Origin of the sequence: Sphingobium sp. B2 (assembly GCF_007693735.1) — a bacterium.
GTDB lineage: Bacteria > Pseudomonadota > Alphaproteobacteria > Sphingomonadales > Sphingomonadaceae > Sphingobium > Sphingobium xenophagum.
Window position 1 is genome coordinate 2,157,454 of record NZ_VDBZ01000001.1, and the last position, 17,492, is coordinate 2,174,945.

A 17,492-nucleotide genomic window follows, 5' to 3' on the forward strand; every position below is an offset into this window, starting at 1 on the left:
TCAAAAGCCATGGTCTGCGTCGCGCTCCTGTCCAATCCCAAGTCCACGGGCAACCGCCAGACCCTGCCGCGCGTTCGCAGCTATTGCGCCAGCAACCCGGACATCTTCCATTATGAAGTGGAGCATGTCGACCAGATCGGCCGCGCGCTCCAGACGATTGCCCGCGTCGATCCCGTCGTCATCGTCATCAATGGCGGCGACGGTACGGTGCAGGCGGCGCTGACCGAGCTTTACCAGGGCGAACATTTCAAGGGCCGGGTGCCGCCGATCGCCGTGCTGCCCAATGGCAAGACCAACCTGATCGCGCTCGACCTTGGCATTCATGGCGATCCCATCAAGGCGCTGGAACGAATCGTCGCGCTGGCCAAGGCTGGCGTTGACGACCATGTCGTCGCGCGCGAACTGATCGCCCTGTCGGACGGGCAGGTCGGCAGCCGCCCGGTGCTGGGCATGTTTTTGGGCGGCGCGGGACTGGCCGATTACATGCTCTATTGCCGCAACCAGATCTATCCGCTGGGCCTGTCCAACGGCCTCAGCCATTTCCTCACCGCTATGGCGGTGCTGGTTTCCCTGATTTTCGGCATTCGCGCCAAATTCCTGCCGCCATCCAGCAAGCCGGTCAGCATATCCCTGATCCGCGACGGGCAACTGGCCGGTCGATTCTCCGTGCTGATCGTCACCACGCTGGAACGACTGCTGCTCGGCGTCCAGCCGGGCGACAGCCGCCGGGGCAATATGAAGCTGATGGCGGTGGAACAGAGCTTGCCAGCCCTGCTGCGCCTGATCTTTGCAAGCCTTTTCAAGCGCGTGGGCAAGAGCCAGATGCAGGGCATCCATCTGGAACAGGGCGACACCATCCGGATCGAGGGCAACCACAGCAGCGTCATTCTGGACGGCGAACTGTTCGAAGCGTCGGAGGGCAAGCCGATCGTGCTGCGATCGACCCAGCCCGTGCCGTTCCTGCGGCTGGCGGCGTAGGGCGAGAAGCGACCATTTCTTGCCATCTAGGTCCGCTTCGCTCTTACCCCATTGCAGACAGTGTAGCCGACGCTATTTTGGCTGAGGACCCTGACACGGTCGGCGTGGGCAGACGCATTGAGGTGCGGCCTGTTTGGCGGGTTCGAGTCCCGCTCATGGGTTCCGCCGCTAACGACCACTTGCAGACTTTAGCTATCGGCGTAAGGATGCTTGGATGCGGACAGCCAACATATTAGCAGTCTTTTCCAGCACGCTTTGGCTAGGCATGTTTTATATAGGACGAAACCTGACCTACGGTGTTTACACACATGGCGAAGGCGTATTTCCAAACTCAGAACAGATCGACCACTACATAGTTATTCCGATCTGTGTAGCTTTAATCCTTGCAGCATTTGCATGGGTATTTAACGGTCTGCGATCACCGCAGCCGTTGGTTGCTATTTCCATTCTAAGTCTTGTGGGGCTGCTGCCGTATATTTTCACTTACACTGGCGGAATGTGACTGACGACGACTGCTTTAGACGCGATCGTCCAGATAGCCGCCAGTCTGCAATCCACCCGCCAGCGCCGTTCTCTCGTTCGGTTTCATGCGGATATAAACCGGACTGGCAGCACCGGCGCGACTCGCCACGCCTTTGACCAGGTCAAATCGCCGGGATGGGTGGTTAGCGGACTGTCGGCTTAAAGGGCCCATGTCTGAAAAGCGGTCGTTCAATCGTGAGGCTGTTGCGATTTTACAGTGCGATATTGGCGCACGGCACACCGAGAAACCCGCCATGCCCAAATAGCCGCCAGTGTCACCATCGGAACCAGAACAATTGCGCTTTCAACGGTGCCCGGCCTCTCATCAGGATGGAACCAAGCGCTGTAAGCAACTCCAAACATCAGCGGGATGAAAGGCACGAGCGATGAGAGCCCATTCAGTCTGGGCCATCCATTTCCTAAATCGCGATCTATCCAACTTAGGTAACGCTGCCACATTTCCGATCTCGACGTTTTGTGATGATCCGCCGTCATGGCCGATGCATGTAACGTCCGCAATCAAGAACGCCGCAGACAGCCTCCACGGTTAGGAAATGGTCGATGGGCGACAGGCAGCTATTTCCGCCCGCGATCGTGTCGCCTGCCCTAAAGAGGACCGGCGGCTATCCCCTCTTACCCGCCGGTAAGGCGACATTCCGAAATCGTTTAGAGTTTCGGACGCCGAGAGGCGTCGGAAAGTCGGCGGTGCCCGAACCCGCGGGCCCCCTGCGATGGTCTATGGGGATTTCGACTTTGGGCGGCTCTGGGCGGTGGCGGGCGCGGTGGATAAGCGGACGTATTTGAAAGCGGACGGTCTGCTTTCCGGCGGTCGCGAAGGTCGCTCACAGTCGGACGGTCCGCTTTCGGGCAGTTGGCGTCCGCTTTTCGACAGGTGGGAAGCAGACTCCGGCCTTCCCGGGAGCGCGGTCGTCACGGGGTCTGTCGATGATGTGCCGTGCCGGGTCACGACGCCTGTCTCTCGGATGATGCTGCGAAGCATGGGGGCGCGCGAGGCTGGTACCGGCGTTCCAAGATCTCGATGACGATCATGCGTCCACCGCAGCACGAGCACGGCGGCCGGGCATCTGGCGGTTCGGCGGGCATGTCATCGACAGCAGGCGGCGCGACCGCGAGCAGTTGGCGGGCCCGTTCGAGACTGTCCTTGCGCGTACCGCTGGCGAGCAGGCCATAATGACGGATGCGGTGAAAGCCCTTGGGCAAGTCGTGGAGCAGGAAGCGGCGGATGAACTCGTCGGCACCAAGCGTCATCACCTGCTGCCGGTCGGCGCCGCCGCGGCGATAGTCCTTGTAGCGGAAGGTAACGCCGTCCTCGTCGAAGCGGAGAAGGCGGCTGTTCGAGATGGCGACGCGGTGAGTGTAGCGCGACAGATAGGCGAGGACCGCTTCGGGCCCGGCGAATGGCGGCTTGGCATAGACCACCCAGCGCTTTTTGCGGACCGGCGACAGGTGGCGCAGGAATGCGCGCCGTTCGGTGAGATGCGCCATGCTGCCGAAGAAGGCGAGCTGTCCGGCATCGTAGAGCGCGAGCAGTCGTGTGAGGAACAGGCGGCGGAACAGCGCGCCGAGCACACGTACCGGCAACAGGAACGCCGGACGCGCCGAGACCCAACGCGTGCCGTCGAGCGCGATGCCGCCGCCGGGGACAATCATGTGGATGTGCGGGTGGTGGGTTAGCGCCGAGCCCCATATGTGGACGACCCCCTCTTACAAGGTCTTTCTTGGGCATTAATTTGATCAGATCGCTTGCTTCCATATGTCCGGCCTTTTTGCGCGCTCGAGTGAACGCTGGCCAAGATGGTTTCCGCGACGTCGGTTCCAGCCAAGTGTGCGACCTCGAAGGCCATTGGGGCTACCGGATTTTCCTACGTCGGGATCGATCGATCACACCATCTGCTTTTTCCTTGCAAGTTCGGGCATCGGCTCAGCGCGGTTGCATCTCTTTGCTCCCCGCGTTGGCTGACCTCTATGCGGCGACGGCTATCTCGACCGGTGCAGTCTTGCCGGCGTAGCTTTGGCCGGTAACCATCAGCTTCCAGGCTATGCGAGCCATCTTGTTGGCGAGAGCAACGGCGACGAGTTTGGGAGCCTTGCGCTTGAGCAACTGTTCCACCCAAGGCGCGAAGGCATTTTTGCTGGTGCCCGCGGCGACGTGCCTGACGACCGCTGTGGCGCCCGCCACCAGGACGCTGCGCAACCCTTCATCGCCTGCGCGGGTGATGCCGCCATGCCTGACTTTGCCGGCGGTGGAGTGATCTTTCGGTGTCAGGCCGATCCAGGCAGCGAACTGGCGCCCTGAGGCAAACCTCTCTGGTGCCGGCGTCTTCATCACGAGCAATGCGGCGCCGATCGCTGCGATACCGGGGATCTTCGCTAGGCGATTGCAGTGAGGCTCAGTTTTCTGCCAGGCTGCCAGCTTGGCATCGACCTCCGCGATTTTTGCCTGAAGCTGCTTATATTCTTCCGCGTGGGCCGCGAACAATTCGCGGGCCAATGAAGGAAGGCTGTTGTCGGCTTGCAGCTGATCAAGCAATCGACCGAGATGATCGATACCCCGGGCGGCCGTCAGCCCGAACTCTGCAGCAAAGCCGCGGATAGCGTTCGAGAGCTGCGTCTGGTTGCGGATCAACCGGTCACGCACACCCATCAGCATCAACACGGCCTGCTGATCGGCCGTCTTTACTGGCACAAACCGCATAGTCGGTCGGCTCATTGCTTCGCACAGGGCCTCGGCGTCGGCTGCGTCATTCTTCCCACGCTTGACGTACGGCTTAACCAGCTGTGCGGCTATCAGCTTCACCTCGTGACCGAATGAGGTGAGCAGGCGCGCCCAGTGATGCGAGGCACCGCACGCCTCGATCGCCACGACGGTCGGCGGCAGTTTTTCGAAGAACGTCACCATGTCCTTCCGACGCAGCTTGCGACGAAGAACGACCTCCTCGGCCGCATTCACTCCATGAAGCTGAAAAACACTCTTCGACGTATCCATTCCGATTCTGATAAGCTGTTCCACGGGCGGCTCCCTTGTTTGAGCGTTGACAACTCATTCTGGCACATTCGATGCCGCTGGGGGTCGTCCACTCCAACAGGTGTGGAGCACGGCGGTGATGCCGATCCGTGCGCCGAGATGCTTCGGGTCCGCGGCGATGATCTGCATCGTCTCCGACGCTGCGCGGAACAGCAGATCGTAGATCAGCGCCTTGTTGTAAAAGGCGATGGCACCGACCTCGGCCGGCAGGGTGAAGACCACGTGGAAGTAGCCGACCGGCAGCAGGTCGGCCTCGCGGTCGGCGAGCCACGTGCGCGCGGCAGCGCCCTGGCACTTGGGACAGTGCCGGTTGCGACAGCTGTTATAGGCGACACGCCAATGGCCGCAGTCCTCGCAGGCCTCGACGTGGCCGCCCATTGCCGCCGTGCGACACTGTTCGATCGCCGACATGATCTTGAGCTGGTGCAGGCTCAGATGCCCGGCATGGGCCAACCGATACGTCGGCCCTGCAGTTCGGAAGATATCGGCGACCTCGATGGAGGTGCGCACCTCGCCTCAACCGTCGGGCGTTCCCCCGCTCGGGATCATCAGCCGGTCGAGCGGACTGGTCACCGCGCGCATCGTCTTGGTCGCTACCTGGGTGTAAAAGGCGGTGGTGTTGAGCTTGGCGTGACCAAGCAGCGCCTGGATGACGCGGATATCGACACCGTCTTCGAGCAAGTGCGTGGCGAAGCTATGCCGCAGGGTATGCGGGCCGACCCGCTTGGCGATATCGGCTGCCTCGGCCGCCTCGACGACGATGCGATACAGCTGCCGCGTGCTGATCGGCACTGTTGCGTTCTGGCCCGGGAAGAGCCAACCGTTCGGAAGCATGATCCCCTGCTGCCGACCAGCGCGCCACCACTCACGTAGCAACACGAGCAAGCCTTCGGGCAGCATGGCGTTCCGGTAGCGCCCGCCTTTGCCGCGCTCGATCCGTAGCAGCATGCGCTTGCTGTCGACGTCGCTGACCTTGAGCACCGAGACCTCGGAAACGCGCAGTCCGGCACCATAGGCGACCGACAGTGCCGCCTGATGCTTGAGGCAGGTCGTGGAATCGAGCAGCCGCTTCACCTCGGCCAAGGTCAGCACCACCGGGATCTTACGAGCATGCGCGGTGCGGACCAGCTTACGCGCGAGTTCGGGTCGGTCGAGCGTGTGGGTGAAGAAGAACCGCAGCGCCGCGACGATGCTGTTCATGGTCGGCGCCGGAACGCCGGCGTCCTGCTGCTCGATCTGGAACCGCCGGACATCCTCGGCGGTCGCGGTGTGCGGCGAGCGCCCCAGCCAGGTCGCAAACCGCCCGACGTCGCGCAGGTAGTTGCGCTGCGTCTCGCGTGAGAACCGGCGCATCGTCATATCGTCGATCAGCCGCTGGCGTAGCGGGCTGATCGGGCCAACCGGAACAAGCTCGTTCATCGTTCGACTCCTCATGTTGAAGGAGCCAAAAGGGTCGGCCCATTACGGGCACTGCTCAATCCAGGCGGGACGTTCTCGTTGTCATGGATAGCTCACCATGGGCACCACTCCCGCGCAGCGGGTTCGTGCATCGGCCATTTTTGGTCATTGATCAATGTTCGTCGTCACGCCCAAACCAGACTCTTATCCACCAAATACCAGCGGCAACAGGTAGCGCTCCTGCCGCCAAATAAAGTGGATAAAACATCGCAGCCAGTGCAGCGGTGGAATTTTCAGTTAGATCGGTGGTCCGAAGGAAATCGTGATACGGATACAATAAAATTATAGCAGCAGTGGAAAATAGCCAACGCATCCAGACATCAGGAGAGCGGCGCGCAAGCCATAGAAGCCCAAATTGGGATGCTCCTACCACGGGCGCAAAGATAAATAGCGCAGGTATTCCAATGAACCACTGAGCAATCGTTTCAAGGATAGAGTATTCGTATCCGGATCTATCAACTGTATCCGGACCACGCGTAAAGAGCATAATCAAAATAGGAAATGCGCAAGCTGCAGCATTAATTTTCATTGGGAGGTCGAGACTTCGCCACCAACCAATGATCCGAGCTAACATATTTGCCATGCGGCCATGATGCAAGAATGTTTGAATTTTGCAATGTCCGATTGTCGGGCGACATGCCTCATAAGCCGACATTCCGAAATCCACCCTTTTTCGTCCTTCCCGCGAAAGCGGGAACCCATCTCCCAAGCTCTCAACGCGGTGCGAAGGCGGGAAATGGATCCCCGCATTCGCGGGGATGACGGTGTGGGAAGGGCACGGCGGCTACCCACCCAAACCGCCCTTCCTCCCCCCCGCAATTCCACCCAGGTCGGCGCATGGTCGCTGGCCTTCTCTCTGCCGCGAAATGCCTTGTCGACCTGCGCGTCGACCAATCGGTCGGCGGCGGCGGGGCTGAGCAGCAGATGGTCGATGCGGAAGCCCGCGTCGCGGGGCCAGGCGTTCATCTGATAATCCCAATAGGTCCACACCCCGCCCGCGGGATGGCGGCTGCGTAGTGCGTCGGTCCAGCCATCGGCCAGCAACCGGCGATAGGCTGCGCGGCTTTCGGGCTGCATCAGCGCGTCGTCCGCCATCGCCTTGACCGAATAGACATCATCGTCGCGCGGGATGACATTATAGTCGCCCGCCAGAATCGCGGGCACTTCCTCCGCCCAGATTTCCGCCGCACGGGCGCGCAGGCGCTTCATCCAGCGCAGCTTGTAATCGAATTTGGGGCCGGGCTGCGGATTGCCGTTGGGCAGGTAGATGCTGGCGACGCGCACGCCCTTCACATCCGCTTCCAGATAGCGGCTATGCTCGTCCTCCGGCTCACCCTCCAGCCCGCGCCGCACTTCCACCGGGGTTTCGCCGCGCGCCAGGATAGCAACGCCGTTAAACCCCTTCTGCCCGTGCCAGATGACGCCATAGCCCGCCGCTTCTATATCCTTGGCCGGGAAGGTCTCGTCGGACGTCTTGATTTCCTGCAGGCAGGCAATGTCAGGCCGCGTTTCGTCCAGCCATTCCAGCAGGCGCGGCAGGCGCGCCTTGATGCCGTTGATGTTGAAGGTGGCGATGCGCATGACCTGACCCAATCCGTTTCGATTCCAATGTCGATGCCCCGCCCATAGCATGAAATGCGCTCCCGCGAAGGCGGGAGCCCCGTTCCGAGGGCTGGACTGGACTCCCGCCTTCGCGGGAGCACGTCATGGATGAAATCAGACCGAGAAGCTTGTGCCGCAGCCGCAGCCAGCAGTGGCGTTGGGATTGGTCACCTTGAACGCCGCGCCGCCAAGGTCGGAAACGAAATCGACCGCCGACCCGCGCACCAGGTCCAGGCTGACGTCATCCACCACCAGCGTCACCCCGTCGCGCTCGACCGCCAGGTCATCCGCCTCGACCGCATCGGCCAGACCGAAGCGATACTGGAAGCCGGAGCAGCCGCCCCCCTCCACCGCCAGCCGCAGGATGGCAGGCTTGCCCTGCTTGGCGGCGATCGCGGCGACACGGGCAGCGGCAGATGAGGTGAGATCAATATCGGTCATGCTACCCTAGATAGGATGACGCAAAAGGCCCGGCAACCCACAGGGTGCCGGGCCTTTTGCGAAAGTCGATAAAAGCGCGATCAGTCGATGCTCTTTTCCTGCGCCTTGGTCGGGCCGCCCATGGCGACCGGGGGCTTGGTGTTCATCGCCACCAGATAGTCAGGTCCAGCGACGAAGGGCAGCGGGTTGATCGCGGCGCCGTCGACACGGACTTCATAATGAAGGTGGCTGCCGGTCGAGCGGCCGGTCGATCCCATCAGGCCGATGATCTGGCCGCGCTTGACGAAGCTGTTGGCGGGCACCAGCAGCTTGGACATATGGCCGTAGCGCGTTTCCATGCCATTGCCATGAGAGATCTGGACGAGATTGCCATAACCGCTGGCCCAGCCAGCACGGTTGACGATGCCGTCGGCGGTGGCGTGGATCGGCGTGCCGACGGGACCGGGAATATCGATGCCCTTGTGCATCCGGGCGCTGCCATTGAACGGATCGGACCGGACGCCGAAATTGGAGGTCAGCGCCAGTTTTTCGACCGGACGGCCCGAAGGGATATAGGCAGCGGTCTTGGCATTGCCATCGAGGCGTTGAAGGCTGGAGAAGAGGTTGGAGAAACCGACATCCTGCGGCCCAAGGGCGCTGGTGTTGATTTCCGACGCATCGCCATAGGGATCGTCGGTTTCCGTCGCATTGGCCGATGCAGCGGCGCAGAGCGCGCCCGCGATACCGAGTCCTGCGAAAATCTTTGTCGCCTTTACGGCAGAATGGAACAAACGCGCACCACGAGTATTGATCATATGACGTTCAAACATGCCGACCCCGACTATGTCACCGGAGGCTTATGCCCCTCGGCGCTTCCCGTGTTACTTTTTGGCGACCTGGATCGCCCCCGCTGTTAGGCAGACTGCAAATCGGCGGTCATGTTGCAAGCGCGGCGTAGAATTCTAGCGTCAAACCGGCCTGCCGACGCGCTGAGTCGTTGAACGGTGGCTTAACCGAACCACGAAAATGCCTTTTCACAAGCATTTGGTAATGATTTGGGGCGGACAGGCCCAATCGGTTCGTCGCCGCAAGAAACCATGTCGTCCCCGCAGCGACATGGCGAATCTCATCCGCCATGATGCGGCGCAGGGACTTTGCCGACACAAAGTCGCCTGCCCCTTCGAACCGCTCGACCGTCGCTGGCGTGATGTCTAGGGCGCGCGCTTCCAGCACCATCGGGACGATGGCGAGCCGGGCTAGAACGTCGTGCGCCGTCTCCTCCGCCGCCTGCCACAGCCCGTCATGGGCGGGGAGCGCGCCGTAATGACTGCCGCACTGGCGCAGCCGCCGGTCGAGCAGCGCGAAATGCATCGCTTCCTCAGCACCGACCTGCATCCACTGGTCGACGAAGGCCGGTGGGAACTGGTCCCCGAAACGACCGATCAGGTCGAACGCAAGGTCGATCGCGACAAATTCGATATGGGCGAGCGCGTGGAGCATGGCGACGCGCGATCGCGCAGACCCCATCTTGCCGCGCCGGGGCATCTGGCCAGGATGCAGCAGGACGGGCGCGTCCGGGCGCGCGGGCTGATCGGGCATCGTCCCATCGAAGCGGTGCGCCAGCCGTCCCAGCCGCCACGCCCGCGCGATGGCGCGCGCGGCCATGACCTTGGCATGGGGATCGGCAGTCAGCAGGACATGGCGGCACGCCGCCCCGACACTATCGGGCAGGGTCAAAGCGCCTTCGCCGCCTCCAGCACCTCGGCGGCATGCCCCTTGACCTTCACCTTGGGCCAGACCCGCGCGACAACGCCGTCTGCACCGATCAGGAAGGTCGCCCGCTCGATCCCCATATATTTGCGGCCATAGAGCGACTTTTCGACCCATGTCCCGAACGCCTCGCAGGCATCGCCCGGCTCGTCCGACGCCAATGTGACCGTCAGGCCATATTTGTCGGCGAATTTCTTGAGCTTGGCGGGCTTGTCCTTCGACACGCCGACCACCGGCACACCCAGCGCGGCAAAATCGCCGGCCAGTTCGGTGAAATCCTTGGCCTCATTGGTGCAGCCGGGCGTGTCGGCCTTGGGATAGAAATAGACCACGACCGGCTTGCCCCGATAGCGAGCCAGGGTGAAGTCCGCGCCATCGGCATCCTTGAGCGCGACGTCTGGCGCGCTGTCGCCTTGTACCAGCATCACATATCCTCCTGATAGGGCGCGGCGAGCGCGGCCCAGGCTTGGGCTATGCTTTGCCGCGCCTTGGCATAGCTTTCAAGCAACCTGTCCCAATGTTCAGCACCACAGGCGCGGGCGACCAGCGGGCGCGTCGCTTCGGGCGGTTCGGTCGAAGAAGGCGACACTAACCTCGACACAATCAAATAGCGCGTGATGAGCGCATGGGCCTCGATCAGATCGGCAGGCAGATGACCCGCCTCCACCAGCATGGCCAGCGCCTTGCCCAGATCAGGGTCGAACGCCATGCCGTAGCGGAATTGATTGATGTGGATCAGAAATTCCAGATCAACCAGACCACCCGGCACCAATTTGACGTCCAGTTCGCTGGCTGGCGGCTTATGGGTTGCGATGTCGCCGCGCATCTTGACGGCCTCTCGCTGTAGATCATTGATATTACGATCTTTTTCTAGCGTTTCGGTCAGAATGGCGGCCAACGCCGTGCGGGCCATGGCCGATCCGAATATCGGCCGCGCCCGCGTCAGCGCCAGATGCTCCCAGGCCCATGCCTCTTCGCGCTGATATTTGGCGAAACTGTCGAAACTGACCGCCAGCAGGCCCTGCGCGCCGGATGGGCGGAGCCGCGTATCGACCTCATAGAGCGGGCCGGACGCGGTATGGACCGACAGGGCATTGACGATGCGCTGCGCCAGCCGGTTGAAATATTGGGTCGCGCCCAGAGGCCTCCGACCATCGGATTCGGCGCGGAAATCGCCGGTGAACAGGAAGATGACATCCAGGTCCGATGCATGGGTCAACACCCCGCCCCCCAGCCGCCCCAGCGCCAGAATGACGATCTCGCCCCCTGGCACCCGGCCATGTGCTGCCTCGAACTCCGCAACCGTCCCAGCCGCCAACGCCTCGATCGCGGCCTCCGCCACCCGGCCATAGCCGCGCCCGGCCTCCAGCGGATCGCCGCCCCGGATGATCTGCGCGCCCAGCGCGAAACGGCGATCGCCCACGCGCTGGCGCACCCGGTCGAGCAAGGCCTGATAATCTTCGCCCGGCTCCAGCGCGGCCAGTTGCCCGGCCAATATCTCGACCGGCGGCGGCGGGTCGAAGGCCGTGGCGTCGATCAGGCCGTCGATCAGTTCCGCCCGCCGCGCCAGCGCATCGGCCAGCGTCGGCGCATGGCTCAATATCTCCGCCAGCAGCGCGACCAGCGCAGGCCGCGCGGCGAGCAGCTTGAAGAAATTGATCGCACTGGGCAGTCGTCCGATCATGTCGTCCAGCCGGTTGAGCGCGCGCGACGGATCGGGCGCGGTCGCCAGCGCGCGCATCAGGCCGGGCAGCAGGCTTTCCAGCGCTTCGCGTGAGGGACCGCTGCGCAGCGCCCGCACCTTGCCCGCGCGCCAGTGGGCGATCCGCGCCATCGCCGTTTCAGGATCGGCAAAGCCCATCTCGACCAGTTGCCCGGCCAGCAGCGCCTCATCCTGCGACAGGGAGGCGTCATCCTGTTCGGGGCTGAGCCGGTCATAATTCTGCCCGACCCATTCGACCTGCGGCCGCAACAGGTCCAACAGCGCGTCGCCATCGGCCACACCATGGAGCCGCGAGACATTGTCCATCGCTTCCGCCGATTTGGGCAGTTCGTGGGTCTGCAAATCCTCCACCATCTGAAGCCGGTGCTCGATGGTGCGGAACAGGACGTAAGCCTCGTCCAGCCGCGCCGCGACGTCAGGCTCGATCAACCCCGCCTGCGCCAGCGCCGCCAATGCCAGCCGCGTATTGCCCGATCGCAGCGCCGGGTCGCGACCGCCATGGATCAACTGGTGAACCTGCGCGAAAAATTCGACCTCGCGGATGCCGCCCCGCCCCCGTTTCAGGTCAAATCCCGGCCCGAACGCCTGCCCCTGCGCATAATGGTCGCGAATTCGGCGGCTGATGTCGACGATCGCGTCGATCGCGCTGAAATCCAGATGCCGCCGCCAGACGAAGGGACGGATCTGGCGCAGGAAATAGTCGCCCAGCGCCATGTCCCCCGCCGCCGCGCGCGACCGGATGAAGGCCGCCTGTTCCCACCCCAGGGCGGTCGATTCATAATAGCCGATCGCCGCTTCCACCGGCAGGGCGATCGGCGTCGCTTCGGGCGAGGGACGCAGGCGCAGGTCGACCCGGAATACATAGCCGTCGCCATCGCGCGCGGTCAGCAATTCGCTCATCCGCCGCCCGATCCGGACCGCCGCATCGGCGGGATCTTCGCGCGGGCCGTGCGGCAGGGTGGCGGGATCGTAGAGCAGTATGGGGTCGATATCCGACGAATAATTCAGCTCGCGACTGCCATGCTTGCCCAGCGCCAGCACGACGAACCCTTTATGCTCGGCATCGGGATAGCGTTCGGCCATGGCGGCGGCCAGCGCTTCCTCCACGGCGGTATCGGCGAAATCGGACAGGGTGCGCGTCACCCGGTCCAGCCCCCATGCCCCGGACAGATCGGCAGCCGCCGTCACCAGCGCGATCCCCGTGCGCCGCCGCCGCAAGGACCGGGCGACGCCATCCTCCGGCTGGCCAAGCGCCTGCGCCACAGCCAGAGCCGCGTCCATGTCTCCGGTCGCCAGCGCCGCCGCCACTTCAGGGTAGCGATCCAGCGCGCGCGTCAGAAAGGGCGAATGGCCGCGTATCCGCGCCAATGTTTCGGACCAGTCCGTCACCATCGTCTCTCCCCTTGCGCCGGGCCTGCTGTCGCGCGCTATCGCTTGGGCTTGCGACGAATGCCAGAAACTTTTGCCTGCGACGTCCGTTCTACTGACATGGAAATGCAGCGCAAATCGTCCGGCCGATCGGCACCGGGTCGCCAAGGCGACAAGGGACGGGTTGTGACTGTCGCGCTTCCCCTGCCTTATGAAGGCGTTGGCAATGCGCTGCGCGCTACCTACGCACCGCCGCGCGATGGGCTGCCCGACGATATGACCGCCCTGCTGGCCCGGCTCGATGTGTTCAGCCGGTAAAGCGCTGGTCGGCACAGGCATTTATTTACCGATTTTGGATATTGTCGCCCGGTCGATCAGCAAGAAGTCCAGGCGATGATATACCGCAATTTTGCCATCTGCACGGTGATCGCAGCACCCCTGGTCGTGCTGGCGGTACAGGATGTGTTGCCCAGGCGTCCCGAATCTTCCCCATTGCAGCCCGCCATCATCGGCACGTCGCCACCGCCGTCCGTCACCGCGCCCGCAGCGCAACCGGCCGTCCTGCCACCCCCGCCTGCGGATGCGCCAGCCTTTGGCCAGCCGATGGCCGGAGCCGGGCAACCGATGCTCGCCCCCGGCGCTGGCCTGCCGGAAACAAGCGCCGCGCCAACGGACGCCAACGGCCAGATGTTCGACCCGGAGGCAGATCAGGCCGCATCAACCGACGATCAAGGACAATAGGCTCAGAGCGATCCGTTGAACGTGTCGCACTGGGCCGGATCGCCGGTCGACAAGCCCTTGCGCAGCCAGGCCATGCGCTGGACGCTGCTGCCATGGGTAAAGCTTTCGGGCACTGGACGACGTCCCGCTGCCTTTTGCAGCGTGTCATCGCCAATCGCCTCTGCCGCGCGCATCCCTTCTTCCAGGTCGCCCGCTTCCATCAGATTGGTGTCGCGCGCCGCCCACACCCCGGCATAGCAATCCGCCTGCAATTCCATCTTCACCTGCAGCGCATTGCCCTCCGCCTCCGATGCGCGCTGCTGCGCCCTGCGAATCCGGTCCGCCTCGCCCGTGATGGTCTGGATGTGATGGCCGACCTCATGGGCGATGATATAGCCGATCGGGAAATCGCCCGGCGCGTTGAACCGCGTCTCCATTTCCTTGAAGAAATCGGTGTCGATATAGATGCGCTGGTCGGCGGGGCAGTAGAACGGCCCCATCGCCGCCTGTGCCGCGCCGCAGCCTGACTGGCCATTCTGGCTGTAGAATACCAATGTCGGCGGGGGATAAGTCTGTCCTTCCGCCCTGAAAATCTCGTCCCAGCGGCGCTCGGTCGATCCCAGCACTTTGAGGGATGTACGCTGAATATCGGTCAGTTCGGTCGTCGCAGGGCGCTGCGTCTGCACAGGCTGGCCGCCCCCGCCGCCGCCGATCAGGCTCAACGGGTTCATACCCATGACCATCATGATGATCAGCGCCACGACAATGCCGCCGCACCCAAATCTGCTGCCGATCAGCGGCAGGAGCATGCCGAGGCCGCCACCAAAGCCGCCTCCGCCGCCCCGGCCGTCCTGCACCTCGAAATGGCTGCTTTCCTGTTCGTCGTCGAGACGCATGACGCCCTCCCTGTTCAGGCCTGTGCCTAGCCGATTCACCGGATGCTGCAAACCGCCGGAATGGCCAGAGGGTTGCGGACAAAGCAAATTTTATCTGGCGACATAAAGTTGGATTGCCGTTCGCAAAGCCTATATTGCACTGCATCATGGATATTCAGCCAAAGCCCCTCCGCCGCGCCCGCACGCCTTTGCCCCTCCCCCGCGAAGTCGCGCTCCTGCTTCAGGGGGGCGGCGCGCTGGGTTCCTTCCAGTCTGGCGTCTATGAACGGCTGGACGAACTGGGGGTCGATGTCAGCTGGGTTGCGGGCATATCGATCGGCGCGGTCAACGCCGCGATCATCGCGGGCAACCCGCCCCACCGGCGGATCAGCCGCCTCAAGAAATTCTGGTATACCGTATCGGGCGGGATGCCCAATATCCTGCTGCCCGACATCGACCATATCCGCGAGATCGCGCATCTGGCCGCCGCAGGGACGGTCGCGACCTTCGGCGTGCCGGGCATGTTCCGCCCGCGCCTGTGGCCCGCGACGATGATGCCCGAAGGATCGGCCGGCGCGATCAGCTTTTACGACAGCGCGCCGCTGAAAGACACGCTGGACGCCTGTATCGACTGGGACTTGCTGAATGACGGGCCAGTGCGGCTTTCGGTTGGCGCGGTCGATGTGGAAACGGGCAATTTCGCCTATTGGGACACGCGCGGGCCGGGCGGCAACACCCGGATCGACGCGCGCCACATCATGGCGTCGGGCGCGCTGCCGCCTGGCCTGCCGCCGGTCGAGATTGACGGGCGCTGGTATTGGGACGGCGGTATCGTATCCAATACGCCGCTGGCCCATGTGCTGGACCATCAGACAGAAGACATGCTGGTGTTTCAGGTCGATCTGTTCCCCGCCGAAGGGCCGATGCCGCGCCAGATGACCGACGTCTATTCGCGGACCAAGGACATTCAATATAGCAGCCGTACCCGGCAGGTGACGGACCAGTATCTGCGGCTGCGGCGCGAACATGGCACGATCCGCGCTTTGCTCGACAAACTGCCCGAAGAGCTGCGGAACGATGCGGATGCGCAGCAGTTGCGTCAATATGTCGAAACCGGATCGATCAACATCGTCCACCTCATCTACCGCAGCCGCAACTGGGAAAGCGGCGCGAAGGATTTCGAATTTTCCCGCGCCACGATGCTGGACCATTGGAGCCAGGGCCGCGACGCGGTGGAAGAAGTGATGCACAAGGGCGACCTGATCGCCCGCAACATATTGGATGGCAAGAGCGCCACGTTTGACCTCGACCGTCCCGATCATCTCAAGGAGAAAAAGGCATGAGCAAGTCCCTCGCTGGCAAGACCGCTTTGATCACCGGATCAACATCCGGCATCGGCCTCGCTTATGCCAAGGCGCTGGCTGGCGAAGGCGCGAATGTCGTCATCAACGGCTTTGGCGACAAGGACGCGATCGAAAAGGAGCGGTTGGGCCTGGAGGAACTGAGCGGGGCCAAGGCGCTCTACAGCGGCCATGATCTGACCAAGCAGGAAGAGATCGAGGCCATGATGGCGGAGGCCGCCGCTACCTTTGGCGGGGTCGATATTCTCATCAATAATGCCGGAACCCAGCATGTCGCCCCGGTCGAGGATTTCCCGGTCGACAAGTGGAACCTGATCATCGCGCTCAATCTGACCAGCGCATTCCACACGACGCGGCTGGCCGTCCCCTATATGAAGAGCAAGAAATGGGGCCGGATCATCCAGACCGCCAGCGCGCATTCGCTGACCGCGTCCCCGTTCAAAAGCGCCTATGTGACCGCCAAGCATGGCCTGGCAGGCTTTACCAAGACCGTGGCGCTGGAAGTCGCGACCTGCGGCATTACCGCCAACTGCATTTCGCCCGGCTATGTCTGGACGCCGCTGGTTGAAAACCAGATCCCCGACACGATGAAGGCGCGCGGCATGACGCGCGAGCAGGTCATGAACGACGTGCTGCTGGCGGGCCAGCCGACCAAGCAGTTCGTGACGGTCGAACAGGTCGCCGCAATGGCGCTGTTCCTGTGCAGCGACGCCGCCGCCAATATCACGGGCGCGAATATGAGCATTGACGGGGGATGGACGGCGCAATGATGACGCGCCGCCCGGCCTGACGTCAGGCCGGGCTAGCCTCCAGCCGGCGCAGCACCGCTTGCAGACCCTCCTCGCTCGCCGTCGCCAGCGGCAGCGGGCGGTCGGCCATGCCGTCATGCTGGCTGTTGAGGAACAGGATCGCGGCAGGCGCGCCCAGCCTCTCGATCGCGATCCGGGTGACGCGGCCCTGTCGCTCGGCTTCCGCCGGGGACAGGCGCACGGCATTGTGCGGCGTGAAGCGCCGACCCGGCGATGTGCGGTTGGAAGCGGGCGCTGGCGCGGACTGATCGGGTGTGTCGGTCGCCATCGTTCAGCTTTTCAACGTCACGATGCCGACCGGGCCGGGCTTGGTAGACGGGTTGGACGCATTGGCCTTGGGCGGTTTTCCCGCCTTGGGCTTGCGGATTTCCCGGTTCGATTTCTTCTGACCCTTGGCCATGATCTGGATCTTTCCGCTATGTGAGAGGGAGGTCAGCGCGCCGCGTTCAACGCGGCTTCGGCGTCATCTTCAGCGCGAAATTCGGCGGCGATTGCCTCATCCTCCGTCGTGATCGTGCGCGTCGCGCGGCGGCGTTCGGCGCTCGCGGCCAGCTTGGCTTCCCGGCCCCAGGCATTGGCAGCGGCCAGCGCCACGCCACGGGCGTTGGGCAGGGTTTCGGACAGGGAACGGGCGTGATGGATCGACTGCTGGGCAAGGCAGAAGGCGGATGTCTGGGCCATGGAGCAGGCTCCTTTGCGCGAGGGATCGGGATAGCAGGGCAACAGGATGCGCTTCGTCGGACGCGCGCGGATCTAGCATGTCGCAGGAGGATGGACGATCATCGCGCCACGCAATGCGGCGGATCGTTCCTTTCACTTGTGAAATAGTATCGACGGGAC

Annotated in this window: 18 protein-coding genes and 3 pseudogenes; 6 read left to right on the plus strand and 15 right to left on the minus strand. The window is 63.1% G+C overall.

What is annotated here, in order from left to right; all coding sequences use genetic code 11:
• Positions 1 to 9: 9 nt before the first annotated feature.
• Both FE851_RS10410 and FE851_RS10415 read left to right on the plus strand, forming a co-directional pair.
• Positions 10 to 978 carry a diacylglycerol/lipid kinase family protein gene (locus FE851_RS10410; RefSeq protein WP_017181533.1) on the plus strand — a complete coding sequence of 323 codons (969 nt, stop codon included), beginning with the start codon at positions 10 to 12 and terminating at the stop codon, positions 976 to 978.
• Positions 979 to 1,192: 214 nt separating this feature from the next.
• Complete coding sequence (locus FE851_RS10415; RefSeq protein WP_130752241.1) at positions 1,193 to 1,480, plus strand: hypothetical protein; 288 nt, start codon at positions 1,193 to 1,195, stop codon at positions 1,478 to 1,480.
• A 983-nt stretch (positions 1,481 to 2,463) separates the two neighbouring features.
• Here the strand turns inward: FE851_RS10415 and FE851_RS10420 are convergent.
• The 11 genes and pseudogenes from FE851_RS10420 to FE851_RS10470 all read right to left on the minus strand — a co-directional run.
• Positions 2,464 to 3,219, minus strand: a pseudogene (locus tag FE851_RS10420) (transposase); the annotation flags it as partial.
• Between the two features lie 265 nt (positions 3,220 to 3,484).
• Positions 3,485 to 4,531, minus strand: coding sequence for an IS110 family transposase (locus FE851_RS10425; RefSeq protein WP_066521554.1), 1,047 nt, complete (start codon positions 4,529 to 4,531; stop codon positions 3,485 to 3,487).
• Positions 4,532 to 4,606: 75 nt separating this feature from the next.
• Positions 4,607 to 5,056 (minus strand): annotated as a pseudogene (locus FE851_RS10430) (transposase zinc-binding domain-containing protein); the annotation flags it as partial.
• Positions 5,057 to 5,062: 6 nt separating this feature from the next.
• Positions 5,063 to 5,965 carry a tyrosine-type recombinase/integrase gene (locus FE851_RS10435; protein ID WP_145199898.1) on the minus strand — a complete coding sequence of 301 codons (903 nt, stop codon included), beginning with the start codon at positions 5,963 to 5,965 and terminating at the stop codon, positions 5,063 to 5,065.
• A gap of 151 nt (positions 5,966 to 6,116) precedes the next feature.
• Positions 6,117 to 6,587, minus strand: coding sequence for a hypothetical protein (locus tag FE851_RS10440; protein ID WP_145202210.1), 471 nt, complete (start codon positions 6,585 to 6,587; stop codon positions 6,117 to 6,119).
• A 230-nt stretch (positions 6,588 to 6,817) separates the two neighbouring features.
• Positions 6,818 to 7,585 (minus strand): annotated as a pseudogene (gene xth, locus FE851_RS10445) (exodeoxyribonuclease III); the annotation flags it as partial.
• 135 nt (positions 7,586 to 7,720) lie between these two features.
• Complete coding sequence (erpA, locus tag FE851_RS10450; RefSeq protein WP_017181536.1) at positions 7,721 to 8,047, minus strand: iron-sulfur cluster insertion protein ErpA; 327 nt, start codon at positions 8,045 to 8,047, stop codon at positions 7,721 to 7,723.
• 80 nt (positions 8,048 to 8,127) lie between these two features.
• Positions 8,128 to 8,841, minus strand: a complete 714-nt coding sequence (locus FE851_RS10455; protein WP_229380694.1) for a M23 family metallopeptidase — start codon at positions 8,839 to 8,841, stop codon at positions 8,128 to 8,130.
• A 121-nt stretch (positions 8,842 to 8,962) separates the two neighbouring features.
• A complete protein-coding gene (locus FE851_RS10460; RefSeq protein WP_145202213.1) occupies positions 8,963 to 9,763 on the minus strand; it encodes a ferritin-like domain-containing protein in 801 nt (266 codons plus the stop codon).
• The gene (bcp, locus tag FE851_RS10465) at positions 9,760 to 10,221 is read right to left on the minus strand and encodes a thioredoxin-dependent thiol peroxidase (protein WP_145204328.1); all 462 of its coding nucleotides are present in this window, start codon (positions 10,219 to 10,221) and stop codon (positions 9,760 to 9,762) included. Before bcp ends, FE851_RS10460 begins: the two co-directional genes overlap by 4 nt.
• Positions 10,221 to 12,911 carry a bifunctional [glutamine synthetase] adenylyltransferase/[glutamine synthetase]-adenylyl-L-tyrosine phosphorylase gene (locus tag FE851_RS10470; protein WP_145202216.1) on the minus strand — a complete coding sequence of 897 codons (2,691 nt, stop codon included), beginning with the start codon at positions 12,909 to 12,911 and terminating at the stop codon, positions 10,221 to 10,223. Before FE851_RS10470 ends, bcp begins: the two co-directional genes overlap by 1 nt.
• A gap of 162 nt (positions 12,912 to 13,073) precedes the next feature.
• Here FE851_RS10470 and FE851_RS10475 point away from each other — a divergent pair, with 162 nt between their 5' ends.
• Together FE851_RS10475 and FE851_RS10480 are read left to right on the plus strand one after the other, a co-directional pair.
• Positions 13,074 to 13,205, plus strand: a complete 132-nt coding sequence (locus tag FE851_RS10475) for a hypothetical protein (protein WP_261370893.1) — start codon at positions 13,074 to 13,076, stop codon at positions 13,203 to 13,205.
• Positions 13,206 to 13,280: 75 nt separating this feature from the next.
• The gene (locus FE851_RS10480; RefSeq protein ID WP_145202219.1) at positions 13,281 to 13,628 is read left to right on the plus strand and encodes a hypothetical protein; all 348 of its coding nucleotides are present in this window, start codon (positions 13,281 to 13,283) and stop codon (positions 13,626 to 13,628) included.
• Between the two features lie 2 nt (positions 13,629 to 13,630).
• Here the strand turns inward: FE851_RS10480 and FE851_RS10485 are convergent, their stop codons facing one another.
• Entirely contained in the window at positions 13,631 to 14,503 is an 873-nt protein-coding gene (locus FE851_RS10485; protein WP_145202222.1) for a neutral zinc metallopeptidase, read from the minus strand.
• A 146-nt stretch (positions 14,504 to 14,649) separates the two neighbouring features.
• Between FE851_RS10485 and FE851_RS10490 the strand changes: the two genes are divergently transcribed.
• Positions 14,650 to 15,825, plus strand: a complete 1,176-nt coding sequence (locus FE851_RS10490) for a patatin-like phospholipase family protein (protein ID WP_017181544.1) — start codon at positions 14,650 to 14,652, stop codon at positions 15,823 to 15,825.
• Positions 15,822 to 16,613: a 3-hydroxybutyrate dehydrogenase gene (locus FE851_RS10495; protein WP_017181545.1), complete on the plus strand. Its 792-nt coding sequence runs from the start codon at positions 15,822 to 15,824 to the stop codon at positions 16,611 to 16,613. The genes FE851_RS10490 and FE851_RS10495 overlap by 4 nt, the downstream gene beginning before the upstream one ends.
• A 22-nt stretch (positions 16,614 to 16,635) precedes the next feature.
• Here FE851_RS10495 and FE851_RS10500 read toward each other — a convergent pair whose 3' ends face one another.
• Genes FE851_RS10500 through FE851_RS10505 form a run of 3 tightly spaced genes read right to left on the minus strand, consistent with a single transcriptional unit; the run spans position 16,636 to position 17,333 of the window.
• Complete coding sequence (locus FE851_RS10500; protein WP_145202225.1) at positions 16,636 to 16,920, minus strand: hypothetical protein; 285 nt, start codon at positions 16,918 to 16,920, stop codon at positions 16,636 to 16,638.
• Between the two features lie 3 nt (positions 16,921 to 16,923).
• Positions 16,924 to 17,052, minus strand: coding sequence for a hypothetical protein (locus tag FE851_RS26715; RefSeq protein ID WP_017181547.1), 129 nt, complete (start codon positions 17,050 to 17,052; stop codon positions 16,924 to 16,926).
• Positions 17,053 to 17,084: 32 nt separating this feature from the next.
• A complete protein-coding gene (locus tag FE851_RS10505; protein WP_255209758.1) occupies positions 17,085 to 17,333 on the minus strand; it encodes a hypothetical protein in 249 nt (82 codons plus the stop codon).
• Positions 17,334 to 17,492: the final 159 nt, after the last annotated feature.